General features: G+C 66.0%; 15 protein-coding genes. 10 read left to right on the top strand and 5 right to left on the bottom strand.

Annotated features, from left to right (window positions below; genetic code table 11):
* Positions 1-9: 9 nt before the first annotated feature.
* Positions 10-1,626: a glycerol-3-phosphate dehydrogenase/oxidase gene (locus QLQ86_RS13055; protein ID WP_282817238.1), complete on the top strand. Its 1,617-nt coding sequence runs from the start codon at positions 10-12 to the stop codon at positions 1,624-1,626.
* Positions 1,627-1,885: 259 nt separating this feature from the next.
* Positions 1,886-3,127 (top strand): uracil-xanthine permease family protein, encoded by a 1,242-nt coding sequence (locus QLQ86_RS13050; protein WP_282817237.1) that lies wholly within the window; start codon positions 1,886-1,888, stop codon positions 3,125-3,127.
* Between the two features lie 6 nt (positions 3,128-3,133).
* Here the strand turns inward: QLQ86_RS13050 and QLQ86_RS13045 are convergent, their stop codons facing one another.
* Positions 3,134-3,718 (bottom strand): cupin domain-containing protein, encoded by a 585-nt coding sequence (locus tag QLQ86_RS13045; protein WP_282735329.1) that lies wholly within the window; start codon positions 3,716-3,718, stop codon positions 3,134-3,136.
* A gap of 193 nt (positions 3,719-3,911) precedes the next feature.
* On the opposite strand from QLQ86_RS13045, the gene mobA reads away from it, so the two are divergent.
* The 7 genes from mobA to QLQ86_RS13010 all read left to right on the top strand — a co-directional run bounded on the left by mobA (position 3,912) and on the right by QLQ86_RS13010 (position 9,258).
* Entirely contained in the window at positions 3,912-4,544 is a 633-nt protein-coding gene (gene mobA / locus QLQ86_RS13040) for a molybdenum cofactor guanylyltransferase MobA (RefSeq protein ID WP_282817236.1), read from the top strand.
* A complete protein-coding gene (mobB, locus tag QLQ86_RS13035; RefSeq protein WP_282735327.1) occupies positions 4,541-5,137 on the top strand; it encodes a molybdopterin-guanine dinucleotide biosynthesis protein B in 597 nt (198 codons plus the stop codon). Before mobA ends, mobB begins: the two co-directional genes overlap by 4 nt.
* A complete protein-coding gene (locus QLQ86_RS13030; RefSeq protein ID WP_282817235.1) occupies positions 5,134-6,387 on the top strand; it encodes a bifunctional molybdopterin-guanine dinucleotide biosynthesis adaptor protein MobB/molybdopterin molybdotransferase MoeA in 1,254 nt (417 codons plus the stop codon). Before mobB ends, QLQ86_RS13030 begins: the two co-directional genes overlap by 4 nt.
* A 12-nt stretch (positions 6,388-6,399) precedes the next feature.
* A complete protein-coding gene (moaC, locus tag QLQ86_RS13025) occupies positions 6,400-7,260 on the top strand; it encodes a cyclic pyranopterin monophosphate synthase MoaC (protein WP_282817234.1) in 861 nt (286 codons plus the stop codon).
* A 2-nt stretch (positions 7,261-7,262) separates the two neighbouring features.
* On the top strand, positions 7,263-7,718 hold the full coding sequence (gene moaE, locus QLQ86_RS13020) for a molybdopterin synthase catalytic subunit MoaE (RefSeq protein WP_282735324.1): 456 nt from the start codon (positions 7,263-7,265) through the stop codon (positions 7,716-7,718).
* Positions 7,715-8,707, top strand: a complete 993-nt coding sequence (gene moaA / locus QLQ86_RS13015; protein WP_282735323.1) for a GTP 3',8-cyclase MoaA — start codon at positions 7,715-7,717, stop codon at positions 8,705-8,707. Before moaE ends, moaA begins: the two co-directional genes overlap by 4 nt.
* Before the next feature lie 260 nt (positions 8,708-8,967).
* Positions 8,968-9,258: an H-NS family histone-like protein gene (locus QLQ86_RS13010; RefSeq protein WP_133633719.1), complete on the top strand. Its 291-nt coding sequence runs from the start codon at positions 8,968-8,970 to the stop codon at positions 9,256-9,258.
* Between the two features lie 246 nt (positions 9,259-9,504).
* On the opposite strand, the gene QLQ86_RS13005 is transcribed toward QLQ86_RS13010, so the two are convergent.
* The 4 genes from QLQ86_RS13005 to QLQ86_RS12990 all read right to left on the bottom strand — a co-directional run bounded on the left by QLQ86_RS13005 (position 9,505) and on the right by QLQ86_RS12990 (position 13,490).
* Positions 9,505-11,112 carry a ribonuclease J gene (locus QLQ86_RS13005; protein ID WP_282817406.1) on the bottom strand — a complete coding sequence of 536 codons (1,608 nt, stop codon included), beginning with the start codon at positions 11,110-11,112 and terminating at the stop codon, positions 9,505-9,507.
* 169 nt (positions 11,113-11,281) lie between these two features.
* On the bottom strand, positions 11,282-12,043 hold the full coding sequence (locus QLQ86_RS13000; protein WP_282817233.1) for an amino acid ABC transporter ATP-binding protein: 762 nt from the start codon (positions 12,041-12,043) through the stop codon (positions 11,282-11,284).
* Entirely contained in the window at positions 12,040-12,714 is a 675-nt protein-coding gene (locus QLQ86_RS12995) for an amino acid ABC transporter permease (RefSeq protein ID WP_282817232.1), read from the bottom strand. Before QLQ86_RS12995 ends, QLQ86_RS13000 begins: the two co-directional genes overlap by 4 nt.
* A gap of 17 nt (positions 12,715-12,731) precedes the next feature.
* Complete coding sequence (locus QLQ86_RS12990) at positions 12,732-13,490, bottom strand: amino acid ABC transporter substrate-binding protein (RefSeq protein ID WP_407650093.1); 759 nt, start codon at positions 13,488-13,490, stop codon at positions 12,732-12,734.
* Positions 13,491-13,855: 365 nt separating this feature from the next.
* On the opposite strand from QLQ86_RS12990, the gene QLQ86_RS12985 reads away from it, so the two are divergent.
* Positions 13,856-16,241: GAF domain-containing protein (locus QLQ86_RS12985; protein ID WP_282817231.1), on the top strand; the 2,386-nt coding region annotated here is incomplete at its 3' end.

The following is a 16,241-nucleotide window of genomic DNA, read 5'->3' as shown; positions in this document are numbered from 1 at the left end:
GGGCCAGACATGCAACTCAGAGAGAACAACATCCGCAAGCTCCCCGATCAGATCTTCGATGCGCTGGTCATCGGCGGCGGCATCAACGGCGCCTCGGCGGCGGCGGCGCTGAGCGGCAAGGGGGCCAGGGTCGCCCTGATCGACCGGGGCGATTTCGCCGGCAGCACCAGCATGCACTCTTCCAACCTGGTGTGGGGTGGCATCAAGTACATGGAGAGCGGCGACTTCAAGTTGGTGCGCAAGCTGTGCAAGAGCCGCAACCACCTGATCAGAAGCTACCCCTCCACCGTCCAGGAGATTCGCTTTCTGACCACCATCAACAAGGGCTTTCGCCACCACCCTCTCTACCCCTGGGCCGGTACCTGGCTCTATTGGCTGATGGGCAGCGCCTTCACCCGGAGGCCGAATTTTCTGCGTCCGTCGGGGATCAAGGCGCGGGAGCCGATCATCAATACGCGCAATGCCCAGGGAGGCTTCGAGTATTCCGATGCCTACCTGCACGACAACGATGCGCGTTTCGTCTTCAATTTCGTGCGCGGCGCGCTGGATTTCGGCACCGTGGCGGCCAACTACGTCGAGTCGCTGGGGGCCCGCCGAGAAGGGGACCTCTGGGTCACCTCGGTCCGGGACCGTACCGATGATAGGACCTTCGAGATTCGCTCGAAGGTGTTGATCAACGCGGCCGGGCCCTGGGTCGACCAACACAACAACCTCTCGGGGCAGCAGACCGATCACCATCATGTCTTCTCCAAGGGCATCCATCTGATCGTGCCGCGGCTGACCGACAGCAAGCGCGTACTGGCTTTCTTCGCCGACGACGGTCGACTCTTCTTCGTCATCCCCATGGGGCCGCGCACCTGTATCGGCACCACCGATACCCGGGTCGAGAAGCCCGAGGTCGGCGCGACGGAGGAGGATATCCGCTTCGTGCTCGACAACATCAACACGCGACTCGAACTCCAGACACCGCTGGGCAAGGAGGACATCATCGCCACGCGTTGCGGCGTGCGCCCTCTGGCGGTCAAGCCCAGCGGTGGCGGCGACCGGGATTTCCTCAACCTGTCGCGCAAACATGCCATCGACATCGACGACGAGCGGCGCCATCTGAGCATCTTCGGCGGCAAGCTGACCGATTGTCTCAATGTCGGTGAGGAGGTGGTTGAGGAGGTTCGCCGGCTCGGCGTCGAGATCCCGTACCCGGATGTTCGCTGGTACGGTGAGCCCGATCCCTCGGTCCGCGAGGCGTTCATGCACCAGGCGCGACTCATGGACCTGGATGCGATGACCAGCGCCGAGGCCTCCGAGCCGCTCAGCACACGGCTCTGGCGCCGCTATGGCGCCCAGGCTTTGGAGATGCTCGAGGACATCCGCCAGGACCCGCGCCAGGGCGAGGTGCTGATCGAGGGTACCGAATACCTGCGCTGCGAGCTGAAACTGGCCAGGCGTCGCGAGATGGTGACCAAGCTCGAGGATTTCCTGAGGCGTCGCGCCAAGGTCTCGCTGGTGGTGCCTGAGCAGAGCATCCGCAACTCGCCGGGACTGCGCGAAGCCTGCGATATCCTTTTCGACGACCAGGCCGAGGCACGCCTGAAGGAGTATCTGGAGACGGCGACACCCGAGTTTTGACAGGACTATCACAGTTACGAAAAGCGAGAGGGCGCTGGGGGCAAGCCGAAGAGGAGGTCCTACGCCATGGATGGCGTCGGTAGCGTACAGGGAAGTATTCACAGCGCCTCCTCGCAGGCTTGCCGACAGGTCAGCCCTGAGCGATGGCAGCTACTGCGATAGCTCAGCCGAGCGTTGAGCGACGAGAAGCTATTGGGTAAGTCAGGCTGGTAGAATGCCGCGCGACCCGTTCCCCTCGATTTTCCCGGAGCCCTTGATCATGACCGACAACACGGCGGCGGCCGCCATGCCCACCGACTCCCCGTTGCGCACTTTGCTGACCGGGGCGCAGATGCTGTTCGTGGCCTTCGGCGCCCTGGTGCTGGTGCCCCTGCTCACCGGCCTGGACCCCAATGTGGCGCTGTTCACCGCGGGCATCGGCACCCTGATCTTCCATGGCGTGACCCGGGTCAGCGTGCCGGTCTTCCTGGCCTCGTCGTTTGCCTTTATCGCGCCTATCCAGGGCTCCGTGGCGAACTACGGCATTCCCGCCACCCTGGGAGGACTGATGGCCGCCGGCCTGGTCTATGTAGTGATCTCCCAGTTCGTGCGCCTCAAGGGCACCGCCTGGCTGCATCGGCTGTTGCCCCCGGTGGTGGTGGGGCCGGTGATCATGGTGATCGGCCTGGCACTGGCCCCGGTGGCGGTGGACATGGCCACCGGCGAGACCAGTGAGAACATCGGCTACGGCGCGGCGATCTTCCTCTCCATGACCAGCCTGCTGGTCACCCTGGTGCTGGCGGTGTTCGGTCGCGGCCTGATCCGCCTGATCCCGATCATGGGCGGTATCGTCACGGGCTATGTGCTTTCGCTGGTGATGGGGGTCGTGGACTTCACGCCGGTGCAGGAGTCGGCCTGGCTGTCGCTGCCATCGTTCACCGCGCCGAGCTTCCACTGGGCGGCGATCCTGTTCATGATTCCGGTCGCGATCGCCCCGGCGGTAGAGCATATCGGCGACATGGTCGCCATCGGCTCGGTGACTCGCAAGAACTACCTGGAGAAGCCCGGCTTGCATCGCACCCTGCTGGGCGATGGCCTGGCCACCACCGCGGCGGCGATCTTCGGCGGACCGCCCAACACCACCTACTCCGAGGTCACCGGGGCCGTGACCCTGACCCGTGCCTTCAACCCCAGGATCATGGTGGTCGCCGCCTGCATCGCCATCGTCCTGGCCTTCGTCGGCAAGCTCGGCGCGCTGCTGCAGACCATCCCCGGTCCGGTAATGGGCGGCATCATGACCCTGCTCTTCGGCTCCATCGCCGTGGTCGGCATGAACACCCTGGTGCGGGCCGGCAAGCCGCTCACCGCGCCGCGCAATCTGGTGGTGGTCTCCCTGGTGCTGGTCTTCGGCATCGGCGGCATGCAGTTCGGCAATGGCCAGTTCACCCTGCAGGGCGTCAGTCTCGCCGCTCTGGTCGGCATCGTCCTCAACTGGGTACTGCCCCGCGCCGAGGAGGAGTGATCCTGCTCAGGCGTGGTGTTGCTCCTGGCCCGCGTCGGAAAAGGTCGGCGGGGTGCTGGCGCTGACGATCACGCACTCCTCGCGGCCGGGGTTGCGGAAGCGGTGGGGCAGGCGGGAATCGAAGTAGTAGGCGTCGCCTGCGCCCAGCACCCCCACCTCGCCGTTCACGGTGATCTCGATCTGCCCCGCGATCACCACGCCGCCTTCCTCGCCATCATGCTCCAGCATCTCTTCGCCGCTGTCGGCCCCGGGCGGGTAGCGCTCGTGGATGATCGACATGCGCCGGTCGGGGCGGCGGGCGGCTACCAGCCGCCAGGAAAGCCTGCCATCGCCGATATCGGTCAGTTCGTCCTGCCGATAGAAGGGCTGCGGCTGGCTGGGCTCGTCGCCGGCGAAGAAGGCGCTGATCGACACCGGCAGGGCGTCCAGTATCTTCTTCAGCGAACTCACCGACGGGCTGACGTTGTTCTGCTCGACCAGCGAGATGGTGCTGTTGGTGACACCGGCCCGCTTGGCCAGCTCTCTCTGGGACAGCCCGCGCGAAAGCCTCAGCTGCTTGAGCCGGGCGCCTACATCGAATGCCTCTTCCATGGGTCGGTCCTTACCGCGGTTGTTGCCGCATTCGTGGAATATTTTCAACATAGTGTACCTCCTTGGCGGCACGGGGATAAGCCACGGCTTGACCGGCGTCAGGGCAGGGGGCCAGCGTGGACGGCCGGCATGGCACCCGCCGCCGGGCTGAGGCATCATGACTCACAACATGACCGATTCGTCAGGAGCGCCAATGATCACCCGAGACGACCTCACTGGCCTGATCCTGGCCGGCGGCCAGGGACGCCGGATGGGCGGTCGCGACAAGGGGCTCGAACCCTTCGCGGGACGCCCGCTGGTGGCCCATGTTCATGAGCGCCTGGCGGGGCGGGTCGCCGAGGTGCTGATCAACGCCAATCGCAATGCCGAGGCCTATGCGCCGCTGGCCGACCGCGTGATCCAGGATGCCGAAGGCGGCTTCCAGGGCCCGCTGATGGGCATCTACAGCGGCCTGCGGGCCGCGCGCACCCCCTGGTTGCTGGTGGTGCCCTGCGACAGCCCGGCCTTGCCCCATGACCTGGTGGATCGCCTGGTGGCCGGCATCGGCGAGTGCGATATCGCCGTGGCCTTCGACGGCGAGCGGCTGCATCCGGTGGTGGCGTTGATCCGTACCGCCCTGGCCGAGGACCTGGCGTCCTCCCTGGCCGATGGCGAGCGCAAGATCGACCGCTGGTACGCCCGCCACGCCTGGTGCCGGGTGGACGTCAGCGACTGCCCGGACGCCTTGGCCAACCTCAATACCGATGACGAGAAGCGACGGCTTGAGCGCGCCCTGAGCGAGGGAAACTCAAACCGCGGAGGAAAGAAGGAGTCCCTGAGCCCATGAGCGATGGCGTACCCGAGAGCCTCTCGTTCGACGACGATCTGCCACTGCTCGGCATCGCCGCCTGGAGCGGAACCGGCAAGACCACCCTGCTGGAGCAGCTGTTGCCACGCCTCGGCGAGCGGGGCTTGCGTGTGGCGGTGATCAAGCATGCTCACCATGCCTTCGACGTCGACCAGCCCGGCAAGGACAGCCACCGCCTGCGCCAGGCCGGCGCCTCGCCGATGCTGGTGGCGTCCCGCGCCCGAGTGGCGCTGATGATGGAGACCCCCGGGCGTAAGGAGGCGGATCTGGCCGAACTCATCGACATGGTGCGGCCTCAGCATCCCGACCTGATCCTGGTGGAAGGCTTCAAGGCCTGGCCACTGCCCAAGCTCGAGCTCTATCGCCCCGAGGTGGGCAAGTCGCTGCGCGTGGCCGAGGACCCCTGGGTGTGCGCCGTGGCCAGTGACGCGTCCCTCGCGCTGCCCGAGGGCGTCGCGGCACTGGATCTCAATGATCTCGAGGCACTCACCGACTGGATCGCCGCCTGGCCCGCTCGCTGGCCGAGCTGCCAGCTGCCCCGCGAACGCAGGTGCGAGGAGACCGCGCCATGACGCTCTCCTGCTTCGATCTCGGCGAGCGCATGCTCCCGGTAGAGGAGGCACGCGTGCGTCTGGCCAGTCTCGCCGAGGCACCGCTACCCGCCGAACGGGTGGCGCTGGCCGAACTGCACGGACGTGTGCTTGCAGAAGATGTCGTCTCGCCCATCGATGTGCCCCAGAACACCAATGCCGCCATGGATGGAATAGCCCTGGCCTGGCCTGGGGACGCCGAGTTGCCGGGTGAGTGGCGAGTCGTCGGCGAGGTGCTCGCCGGCAGTCGCCTGGAAGAGGCGCTGGGTGCCGGCGAGTGCGTGCGCATTACCACCGGGGCGCCGCTGCCGCCGGGGGCCGATACCGTGATCATGCTCGAACAGCTCGAGGAGCGAAGTGAGACGGTGGTGGTGCATCAAACAGAGCGAGTGAAGCGCGGCCAGCACGTGCGCCAGGCCGGCGAGGACATTCCCCGGGGCCAGACTGCGTTGCGCGCCGGTAACCGGCTGGGAGCGGCCGAACTGGGCCTGCTGGCCTCGCTGGGTCTGGCCGAGGCGAGCGTGCATCGCCGCCCTCGGGTGGCCATCTTCTCCACCGGCGACGAGGTGACCGCTCCCGGTGAGCCCCTGCCGCCGGCAGGTATCTTCGATGCCAACCGCCATACCCTGGCCGGTCTGCTGGCCGAGCAGGGCGCCGAGTTGATCGACCTGGGCATCCTCCCCGACGACCGGGACGCCATGGTCGCCGCCCTGGGCGATGCCGCCGGGCGGGCCGACATGGTGATCACCAGCGGCGGCGTGTCGGTGGGCCACGCCGACTTCACCCGTGCGGCGCTGGAGGCAGTCGGTCGCCTGGCCTTCTGGCGGATTGCCATCCGTCCCGGGCGCCCCCTGGCCTGCGGCCTCTTGGGGGAGCGAGGCGTACCCTTCCTGGGGCTCCCCGGCAACCCGGTGGCGGTGATGGTGACTTTTCTGCAATTTGTGGCGCCGCTGCTGTCCAAGCTGCAGGGAAGGGCGGTGCGCGAGCCGCTACGGCTGACGGCCATCGCCGACGAGGCCCTGAAGAGCCGTCTCGGGCGAACCGACTTCCTGCGCGGTTGCTACCACGCCGACGCCGAGGGCCGCCTGCACGTGCGCAGCACCGGCGCCCAGGGCTCCGGGATCCTGTCCTCGATGGTGGCGGCCAACTGCCTGATCGAGCTCACCGACGAGCGCGAGGGAGTTGCCCCGGGCGAGACGGTGAGCATCCAACCCCTACATCGACTGCCATGAGACGCTGCCCCCATGCCTCTGTCCAACCCGTCCCTGACCCATCTCAATGCCCGCGGCGAGGCCCACATGGTCGACGTCGCCGACAAGCCGGAGAGCCGCCGCGAGGCCAGCGCCTCGGGCCTCATCCGCATGCAGCCCGAGACCCTGGCGCTGCTCGCCGAGGGCGGCCTGCCCAAGGGCGACGTGCTGGCCACGGCGCGTATCGCCGGCATCCAGGCCGCCAAGCGCACTCACGAGCTGATCCCGCTCTGCCATGCCCTGGCCCTGTCGAAGGTCGCCATCGACTTCGACCTCGACGAGCCAGAGTCCTGCGTGCATGTCACCGCCACCTGTCGCCTCAACGGACGAACCGGGGTGGAGATGGAGGCGTTGACGGCGGTCTCGGTGGCCTGCTTGACCCTCTACGACATGTGCAAGGCGGTGGACAAGGGCATGGAGATCGGCGCCATCCACCTGGACACCAAGACCGGTGGCAAGTCCGGCGACTATCGGCGGGACGAGGCCCGCGGGGAGCGAGCGGTAGCGCCCTCGATCATCGAATCCGCCCCGTCGCCGATCGTCACCGGCGAGGGGGCTTCCGGAGAAGTCTCGGTGGGGCAGCGTTGCGATATCGCCGCGCCCTGCATCCGCGTCAAGTGCCTGGCCGAACTGCGCGAGCGTCTCGGGGTGGGCGATGTCTCGGTTCCGGTCGAGCGTCTGCCGAGTTCCGATGTGGCCGGCCTCAAGACGGCCCTCAAGGCCCTGGATCCCCGCTTCGAGGGTCTCGACCAGGGGCGCGTGCTGTGTGCCGTCAATCAGGTGATGGCCAGCGATGCCACGCCGCTGACCGACAACGACGAGGTCGCCTTCTTTCCCCCGGTGACCGGAGGCTAACGATGATCCGCGTGCAGGAAAGCGTCTTCGATGCCGGCGTAGAACAGCGCGCCCTGCTCGAAGGGCGTAGCGACATTGGGGCGGTGGTGAGCTTCACCGGACTGGTGCGCGACTTCAACGAGCGTCCCGAGGTTCAGGCGCTCACCCTGGAACACTACCCAGGCATGACCGAGGCGGCCCTCGGCGAGATTGTCGAGCAGGCCGAGTCCCGCTGGCCACTCCAGGGCGTAACCGTGATCCACCGGATTGGACGCCTCGCCCCGTCAGACCCTATCGTGTTGGTAGTGGTCGCCAGCGCCCATCGACGCGCCGCCTTCGAGGCCTGCGACTTCATCATGGATTACCTCAAGACCCGCGCGCCTTTCTGGAAGAAGGAGCATACCGCCAGCGGGGACTACTGGGTTTCGGAGCGCGACGGGGACCATCATGATGCCCGTCGCTGGGAGATGTCTTCATGACCGATGAGCTGATCGACGATTTCGGCAGGCGAGTGCGCTATGTGCGCATCTCGGTCACCGATCGCTGCGATTTTCGCTGCGTCTACTGCATGAGCGAGGAGATGACCTTCCTGCCGCGTGCCCAGGTACTGACCCTGGAGGAGTTGGGGATGGTCGCTCGGGCCTTCACCGAGATGGGCGTGGAGAAGGTCCGGCTGACCGGGGGCGAGCCTCTGGTGCGTCGTGATATCGATCGCCTCGTCGCGGATATCGGGGCGCTGCCGGGGCTCAAGGATTTTGCCATGACCACCAACGGCGCGAGCCTGCCCAGGTTCGCCACTCGCCTGCGCGAGGGCGGGCTCAAGCGTCTCAACATCAGCCTCGATTCCCTGGATCCCGACCGTTTCCGTCGTCTCACCCGTACCGGCGACCTGCACAAGGTCATCGACGGCATTCGTGCCGCACGCGACGCCGGCTTCGAGCGGATCAAGCTCAACGCTGTCATCCTCAAGGGGCGCAATGATGACGAGGTGATCGACCTCGTCGATTTCGCGCGTGACGAGGGCCTCGATATCAGCTTCATCGAGGAGATGCCGCTGGGCGACGTGTCGGACCACTCCCGGGCCGAGACCTTCTGTTCCAGCGACGAGGTCCAGGCGCACATCGAGTCCCGCCACACCTTGATTCCCACCACCGAGTCGACCCTCGGCCCGTCGCGCTACTTCATGATGCCCGACAGCGAGTCCCGGGTCGGCTTCATCTCCCCCCACAGCCATAATTTCTGCGATACCTGCAATCGGGTTCGCGTCACCGTGGAGGGGCGCCTGCTGCTGTGCCTCGGCAACGAGCACTCCGTGGACCTGCGTGCCGTGCTGCGCCGCTATCCCGGCGATATCGAGGCGCTCAAGCAGGCCATCGTGCGCGCCATGCCGCTCAAGCCCGAGCGTCATCACTTCACTACCGACGGCGACGTCCAGGTGGTACGCTTCATGAACATGACCGGCGGCTGAGCCGTCACCATCGCTACCCTGAAGCCAGCACCATGGCATAACGGGCGACATCATGATGTCGCCCGTTGCCTTACGGGCGAGGGAAATCCTGGCGGGATTTCGCCAATGTCCCTCGGCTGCCTGGCCCAGTGCATTCTAATTTCTCCCGGCTTTCTTCCATTTTTTAACGCGACTTTTCTTGCCAATGTCATGCAAGTGCATATACTTTTGACGTGTCATTACATAAAGCAACCGTCCAACATTCGGCATGGAGACCGCTAATGTCCAGCGAATCCCTGGAGCGCATCGCCCGCAACAAGAACGTGGCTCGTGCCGCGGCACGCCAGCTGAGCATGGAACAGCTCCACAAGCTGGCCGAGGTCATCGGTGAGGTGATCGAGCAGAAGAAGGACGAGGAAGTTCAGCGCCAGGAAGAGGAAGCCGAGAAGGCCAGGAAGCTCGCCGAGATCCGCGAACAGATCAATGAAGCCGGCCTTTCCCTAGATGACCTGGTGACCGAGCAGCCCAAGCGCAAGCGCGGTCGTCCGCCGAAGAATGCCAGCAAGGCCTGAGGCGCTTTATCCCGGCCTTGCTGTCGTGGCTCCCACAAGCCTATGCAGTTTCTGACCTCTCGTGGGAGCCGTCGTTTCGACGCTTCGACTTGCACGGCATTGGCAGGCCGGATTCAAATAGTCGCCGTGCAAGCATGGCGCCTACAATCCCGTGTAGGCTTTGAGGCCCCTGTGGGAGCGGTTGCACCGCGATGATTGCCTTCTTCATCGCGACAGGAAGGTCTCTCCCACAATCGAAAGTACCCCTTACTTCCCCAACATCTCGGCTTCGACTGCCAGAATCTGCAGGTGCACCTCGGGTACACGGTGCAGGTGATCGGCGAGCCATCCGAGCAGTCTAGGCTGCAGGGCCAGGCGCAATTCCGCCAGGGAATCCACCTGGATCTCCTCGAGGCAGTCATCGAGCCAGTCGGCGAAGGCAGTCTCGTCCATGGGGCTCGCCTGGCTGGCATCGAGCATCAGTCGACCGATGCGGGTCCAGCCGGTGTCAGTGGCAGCCACCGAGATGGCCAGGTAAAGGCTCCCATGGCGTGAGCGGTTTCCGCTGTCGCTACTCCCCAGGCCGGGCAACGCGGATACGGCATCCTGGCTGACGATATGCGGCTTCTGGGGATGGCGCGTCTCCAGAAAAAGCCCTTGGGCATCCAGGCGGATCAAATCCCCGTTCACCGGCGTCACCGGTGCCTGGATGCCTAACGCCTCGGCCAGGGCACGGTGGGCCTCTTGGTGGCGTGGTTCGCCATGTACCGGCAGCAGGTGGCGTGGCTTCACCCAGCCGTAGAAGGTGCGTAATTCGTCCTGCGCCGGGTGGCCCGAGGCGTGCAGTTCGGGGTGATTCTCCTCGTCGAGGATAGCCACGCTAAATTGCTTCAGCCCGCGCTTCAGGCGGTCGATCAGTCGCTCGTTGCCAGGGATGGCCTTGGCCGAGAAGATCACGGTGTCGCCGGCCATCAGCTCGAAGTGTGGATGGCGGCCCCGGGAAAGGCGTGACAGCGCGGCCCGCGGCTCGCCCTGGCTGCCGGTGGCGATCACCAGCACCTCTTCCGGCGGCAGATAGCCCAGATCGGTCACCGGCACCAGCGGTGGCAGGTCGTCCATGTAGCCGAGCCCCCGGGCCACGCCCACCATGCGCTCCATGGAGCGCCCCATCAGGCTGACCCGGCGACCGCAGCGTTCTGCCGCGCGACCGATGGCCAGCACCCGTGCCAGGTTGCTGGCGAAGCAGCTCACCACCACGCGCCCCTCGCAGCCGGCGATGGTGTGGGTCAGCGCCTCGGCGACCTCGCCTTCGCTGCGGGAGTGGCCGGGCATGGGGGCGTTGGTGGAATCTCCCACCACCAGGTCCACGGGCGCGATGGCGCGAAAGGTCGCGGCCGAGATCGGGGGGCCGATCAACGGCTCGGGATCGAGCTTCCAGTCGCCGGTGTGCAGTACTCGATGCTCCCCGGCCGCAATCAGCAGTGCACAGCTCTCGGGAATCGAGTGGGTCAGCGGCAGGTAGCGCAGGGTAAAAGGGCCGGTCTCGAGCGCCTCGCCGGGTTCGATGACCCGGATGGCGTCGGTGGCCAGCCCGCGTTCGCCGAACTTGGCCCTTAGCAGGCCGGCGGCCAGCGGGGTGGCGTGGATCGGGCAGCCCCACCGGGGCCAGAGCCAGGCGGCGGCCCCGATATGATCCTCGTGGCCATGGGTGATGATCAGTGCCCGAGGACGGATCGACAGGGTCTCCAGGGTGGAAAGGTCCGGCACCTGGAGCGGATTGTCGGGCAAGTCCTGGCGGATCATCATGCCGCAGTCCACGGCAATCCAGTCGTCCTCGTGGCCCCTCTCCCCATACCCATAGAGGCTGAGGTTCATGCCGATCTCGCCACAGCCACCCAGCGGCAGGAAATGCAGGGGAGGGCGACGGCGAGGGCGGATCTGGACGCGTGGCTGTGGCATCGAGGAGGGCGAGGGCCTGGGAAAGTGTACGAACACTATACGGGAAGCCCGCCGGGCCCCACAACGCGCCTGTCAGCCGTTCGGCTTAGGTCGGGGAGTCGATCGACACCTGGGTCGCCAGTACCTTGCGCAGGAAGTCCCGGGTGCGGGGATCCTTCGGCGAGCCGAAGAGCTGGCTGGGTGGTCCCTGCTCGACGATGCGTCCGCCCTCCATGAAGATCACCCGGTCCGCCACGTCCCGGGCGAAGCTCATCTCGTGGGTGACCACCAGCATGGTCTGACGCTCTCTCGCGAGTTGCTTCATCAGGCTCAGGACCTCCTCGACCCATTCGGGATCCAGCGAGGAGGTCGGCTCGTCGAAGAGGATCACCTCGGCCTGGGCCGCCATGGCGCGCCCGATGCCGACGCGTTGCTGCTGGCCGCCGGACAGGGCGGCGGGGTAGGCGTCGGCCTTGTCGGCCAGGCCGATGCGCTCCAGGATCTCCCTGGCCCGCGCATGGGCCTTCTCCTTGGGCCAGCGGTTGACGACGATCAGCCCCTCGGCGATGTTCTCCAGCGCCGTCTTGTTGGCGAACAGCGCATAGTTCTGGAACACGAAGGCCGTGCGCCGGCGTGCCGTCAGGATGTCTGCGCGGCTGGCCCGTGTGACGTCGACGTTCAGGTCGCCGATGGTCAGCCGGCCGGCATCCGGGCGCTCGAGGAAGTTCAGGCAGCGCAGCAGCGTCGACTTGCCGGTCCCCGAGGGGCCGATGACGACGATGATCTCGCCCTGCTCGATGGCCAGGTCGATGCCGTCGAGCACGGCGGTTCCGCCGAAGCGCTTGACGAGTCCCTCTACCTTGATCATCGGCGATATGCTTCGTTGAGTCGGATTTCCAGGCGCCGCTGGAACCAGGCCAGCAGCTCGACGATGACCCAGTAGAAGACCGCCACGGTGATGAAGGCCTCGAAGTAGAGGAAACTGCCGGCGGCCTCCTTCTGGGTGGCGCCCATCAGCTCGGTGACTCCCAGGGTGAACGCCAGGGAGGTCGCCTTGATCATGTCGATGAAGTAGTTCATCAGCGTCGGGACCGCGACCCTCGTGGCCTGAGGCAGCACGATGCGCCGCATCAGCTGGCCGTTGGTCATGCCGATGGAGAGCGCAGCCTCCGTCTGGCTCCTGTCGACCCCGACGATGGCGGCGCGGATGGATTCCGCCATGTAGGCCGAGAAATGCAGGGTCAGGCCCATGATGGTGGCGGTAATGCCATTGATCTGGGTCAGGAAGGCCAGCAGCTGGGGCAAGCCGTAATAGAACAGGAACAGTTGCACCAACAGTGGCGTGCCGCGAAAGAAGGAGATGAACAGTAGCGTGGCGGCGTTCAAGCCCGGGATTCGCAGCACGCGGATCACAGCGAGGCCACAGGCCAGCACCAGGGCCAGTGCCATCCCCACGGCGGCCATCTGCAGGGTCAGCGGCAGATAGCGCAGCAGGATGGGCACCAGCCCCAGCATGTAGTCGACATCGAGCAAACGCACGGGAGCGACTCAGCGCCTCAGGGGCGAGTGATGTCGGTGCCGAACCACGCTTCCGAGATCGCTTGCAGCTCGCCCGACTCGCGCAGGGTGGCCAGGGCGGTATCGACCCGGTCACGCAGGGCGCGGTCCTCCTCGGTGTCCCGGAAGGGCAGGGCATTGCGGATCTTGGAGAAGGGCTGGCCGGCCAGCGCCAGGGGCAGCGGCTTCTCCTTGATCACCTGGCTGGCACTCACCCGGTCCATGACGAAGGCGTCGACGCGGCCCAGGGCCGTGTCCTGCTCGATGTTGCTCTCGTAGGTGCGGATGTCGATTTCGTCGGCATAGGGCAACTCGCGCAGCAGTTCCTCGTAGTTGGAGCCGAGGTTGACGGCAACGGTCCTGCCCTTCAGGTCTTCGACGCCCTGGATCTCCTCGTTGCCTTCCCTGATCACGACCTGGGCGCCATCGTAGACGTAGGGCTCGGTGAAGGCGTACTTGGCGGCCCGCTCCTCGGTGATGGTGATCTGGTTGGCGATGGTGTCGATCCGACCGGACTCGAGCATGCCGAACAGTCCCGAGAAGTTCGCCGTGACGAACTCGACCTCGACCTCCATCTCCTCGGCCACGGCCTCCATGACATCCACCTCGAAGCCCTGGAGCTTGTCCTGTTCGACGAAAGTGAAGGGAAAGTAGCCGCCGGACATGCCGACCTTGATGGCGTGGTCGTCGGCCTGGACCAGGCCGCCAGCGGTCATCAGGCCTGCGGCCATGGCGGTAAGGGCTATGCGCTTGAGCATGGGTTGCTCCTGTGTATTCGCTGAAACCAGGGAAGACGTCGCGGTGTACGCGCCGTTGTTGGGAAAAATACACTAGAGAATAAGAAAGCGTTTTTCCAATAGCCTTTGGTTATTAGGCTCGTGGCCAGTAGCGAAATCGTCATTCCCCCTTTGCCGTTCATCCTGACGCGGCTGCCCCGCCGGCCGAAGGTCGGCAACGCCATGGGCCGGGAATGGTAAGCTGAGGATTCTCAGCCTATTGGATGAGGACAGAGGCTGGTGTTCCCAGGCGAAGCACCGCACCATCTGGGGCACCGCGACAAGGCGGCGACTGGGCCGGGTAGTGCCAGGCACCTTGTAGATCACGCGCAGGGAGCACGACGTTCATGCCGTTCAAGACCCGCGATATTGCCCTGGATAGCTGGCTGCTGATGGTATCGGCGGCTTTCGTGCTGATGGGCCTGGCCGGGATGCTGGAGTGGTTCCACTACCCCCCGCAAACGCTGCTGGGCCCGGATGCCTCACTGGCCGCCATGTTGTCCGGTGTTGGCCTTCTCGCCGTGGTCCAGCACTGGCAGCGCACGCGCCTTCTGGCAGGTGGCGGCCTGCTGGTCTTGATGGGATATACCCTGCTGCACAATGCCGCGGTCGGCGGGAGCCAGGAGGGCGCCTCCTGGCTGTCCGGGGAACCGCGGGTTTCCTCACTCCTGGCCGCCTTGCTGGTGGTGGTAGCCGCCTGTCTAGTCTCGGGGCTCGGGCGACAGGGTCTGCGTCGGCTGTGGCAGGTGTGCGGGTGCCTGCTGCTGCTCTTCGGGCTCACCATGCTGGGGATGATGCGCGTCGTCTCGGGGGATGGTCCTGGATGGGAGGGCATGACCGCATCCCCGCTGGTGGTGGCGCTGTTCGCGCTGATGTTCGGCGGCGCCATGGTGGCGGCGACTGCCAGGACGGCCCAGCGACAGCTCAAGCTGGGAAGGGCGGCCGTCATGGCAGGCCTGGCCGGGGTGGTGGCCAGCAGTCTGGCGTGGTACCTGCTCAGCTGGCAGCAGCAGCAACGGATCGACCAGCAGGCGGAGTATCTGCTCGACAACGTTCGCCTCAATGCCGAGCAGGTGATGGGGTCGCACTTGATGCTGATGCAGCGCATGGCCGAGCGGTTGGATGCCTCCGCCATGGGCCTGGAGCCCGCCGTGCTGAACCGTGATGCGGCCAACTACCTGCGTGATACCCCCAGCCTCGAGGTCATCGGCCTGCTGGGCAGCGACCAGGACTGGCGCTGGGGCCGGGCGCGCAGCGAGGAGGCCCGGCGCTGGTGGGCGCAATGGGCGGATTCCGAGCGCGTGCGCGACTGGCTGGACATGCCGTTTCCCCAGCCGCGCATGATGGTGCCCGATGACGGCGCCCCGGGTCTGGCGATCATGGCGATCGCGGTCCCGCGTCGCGACCAGCAGCTGGTGGCCGTGCTGGACATGGCGACCCTCCTGGAGCGTGGGCTGCGCATTCAACTGGGCGGCTTTCAGGTCAACCTCTCCCGTGATGACGAGGCGCTCCTCTCGCTGGCGGCGCCGGGCATGGTCGCGCGAGATGTGACGGATTCCCCCACCTTTGCGGCACGCCACATCGGGCTGCCGGGCGGACCGATGCTCAGTCCCTCCGTGCACCCCGCGTCCGAGGCGAGCTGGCTGCAGGCCGTTATCGTGCCGTCAGCCGTTGGTCTGGGCGGGCTGACGCTGACCTATCTACTGGTCTTCAGCCTGGGGATGGTGCGCCTGGTCCTGGGGCACTCCCGGGAGCTGATGGCGGCGCGGGAGCAGCTCGAGCAGCAGCAATCCATCCAGGCGATGATTGCCGAGGAAGTCCCGCTCGACCAGACGCTCGATGCCATCTGCCTCATGCTCGAGGGGCAACTGCAGGGAGGGCTATGCTCGATCATGCTGGCCGACGACGAAGGCCGCGCGCTGCGCCTGGTGGCGGGCAACAGTCTGCCGTTGCGCTACCGGGAGGCGATCGGCTCGATTCCCATCGGCGCCGGCATGGGCGCCTGTGGCAGCTCGGCTCATGGCCGTGAAGTGGTGGTCTGCGAGGACCTCGCACATGATCCACGCTGGAAGGGATTCAGGACCCTGGCCACGAACGAGGGGCTCAGGGCCTGCTGGTCCTATCCGGTGATCGCCAGTGATGGTCGGTTGCTGGGCACCTTTGCGACCTACTATCGGCGGCCGGCCAGACCGGACGAGTCCGAACTGGAAATGACGCGTCAGGCCGTGGATCTGGTGGCCCTGGCGGTGGAGCGCGAGCAGGACCGGCGTTCGCTGTGGGAGAGCGAGCAGCGCTACCGCTCGTTGTTCGCCTATAACCCGGATGCGGTGTTTTCACTGGATCTGCGGGGACACTTCGCCACGGCCAATGAGCATTGTTCTTCGCTGACCGGCTTCCCCGTCGAGCAGATCATGGGCGCGCACTTTTCCCAGTTCCTGCAGCCCGACGACCTGGCGTATGTTCAACAGAAATTCGAGATCACCGCGGCCGGCGACCCCTGCCGCTATGAACTGCAGATCCCCCATCGGGACGGCAAGGTCCGCCGCCTGGACATCACGAATCTGCCGATCGTGGTCGGTGAGCGCATCCAGGGGGTCTATGGCATCGCCAAGGACGTGACGCGACGCCGGGAACACGAGACCCGGCTGCGGATCCTCGAGCGCGGCGTGGAAGCCAGCGTCAACGGGGTGCTGATCGCTGACGCAGGCGAGCCCGATCTGCCGATCATCTATG

The organism is Halomonas rhizosphaerae (genome assembly GCF_030012485.1).
GTDB classification, from domain to species: domain Bacteria; phylum Pseudomonadota; class Gammaproteobacteria; order Pseudomonadales; family Halomonadaceae; genus Halomonas; species Halomonas rhizosphaerae.
The sequence above is the reverse complement of the archived record's forward strand: the minus strand, read 5'-3'. Positions and strand labels throughout refer to the sequence as shown.

Bases quoted from the DNA above. Each gene is read 5' to 3' on its own strand.
- QLQ86_RS13055 (WP_282817238.1), top strand. From the start codon at position 10: ATGCAACTCAGAGAGAACAACATCCGCAAGCTCCCCGATCAGATCTTC.
- QLQ86_RS13050 (WP_282817237.1), top strand. From the start codon at position 1,886: ATGACCGACAACACGGCGGCGGCCGCCATGCCCACCGACTCCCCGTTG.
- QLQ86_RS13045 (WP_282735329.1), bottom strand. From the start codon at position 3,718: ATGGAAGAGGCATTCGATGTAGGCGCCCGGCTCAAGCAGCTGAGGCTT.
- mobA (WP_282817236.1), top strand. From the start codon at position 3,912: ATGATCACCCGAGACGACCTCACTGGCCTGATCCTGGCCGGCGGCCAG.
- mobB (WP_282735327.1), top strand. From the start codon at position 4,541: ATGAGCGATGGCGTACCCGAGAGCCTCTCGTTCGACGACGATCTGCCA.
- QLQ86_RS13030 (WP_282817235.1), top strand. From the start codon at position 5,134: ATGACGCTCTCCTGCTTCGATCTCGGCGAGCGCATGCTCCCGGTAGAG.
- moaC (WP_282817234.1), top strand. From the start codon at position 6,400: ATGCCTCTGTCCAACCCGTCCCTGACCCATCTCAATGCCCGCGGCGAG.
- moaE (WP_282735324.1), top strand. From the start codon at position 7,263: ATGATCCGCGTGCAGGAAAGCGTCTTCGATGCCGGCGTAGAACAGCGC.
- moaA (WP_282735323.1), top strand. From the start codon at position 7,715: ATGACCGATGAGCTGATCGACGATTTCGGCAGGCGAGTGCGCTATGTG.
- QLQ86_RS13010 (WP_133633719.1), top strand. From the start codon at position 8,968: ATGTCCAGCGAATCCCTGGAGCGCATCGCCCGCAACAAGAACGTGGCT.
- QLQ86_RS13005 (WP_282817406.1), bottom strand. From the start codon at position 11,112: ATGAACCTCAGCCTCTATGGGTATGGGGAGAGGGGCCACGAGGACGAC.
- QLQ86_RS13000 (WP_282817233.1), bottom strand. From the start codon at position 12,043: ATGATCAAGGTAGAGGGACTCGTCAAGCGCTTCGGCGGAACCGCCGTG.
- QLQ86_RS12990 (WP_407650093.1), bottom strand. From the start codon at position 13,490: ATGCTCAAGCGCATAGCCCTTACCGCCATGGCCGCAGGCCTGATGACC.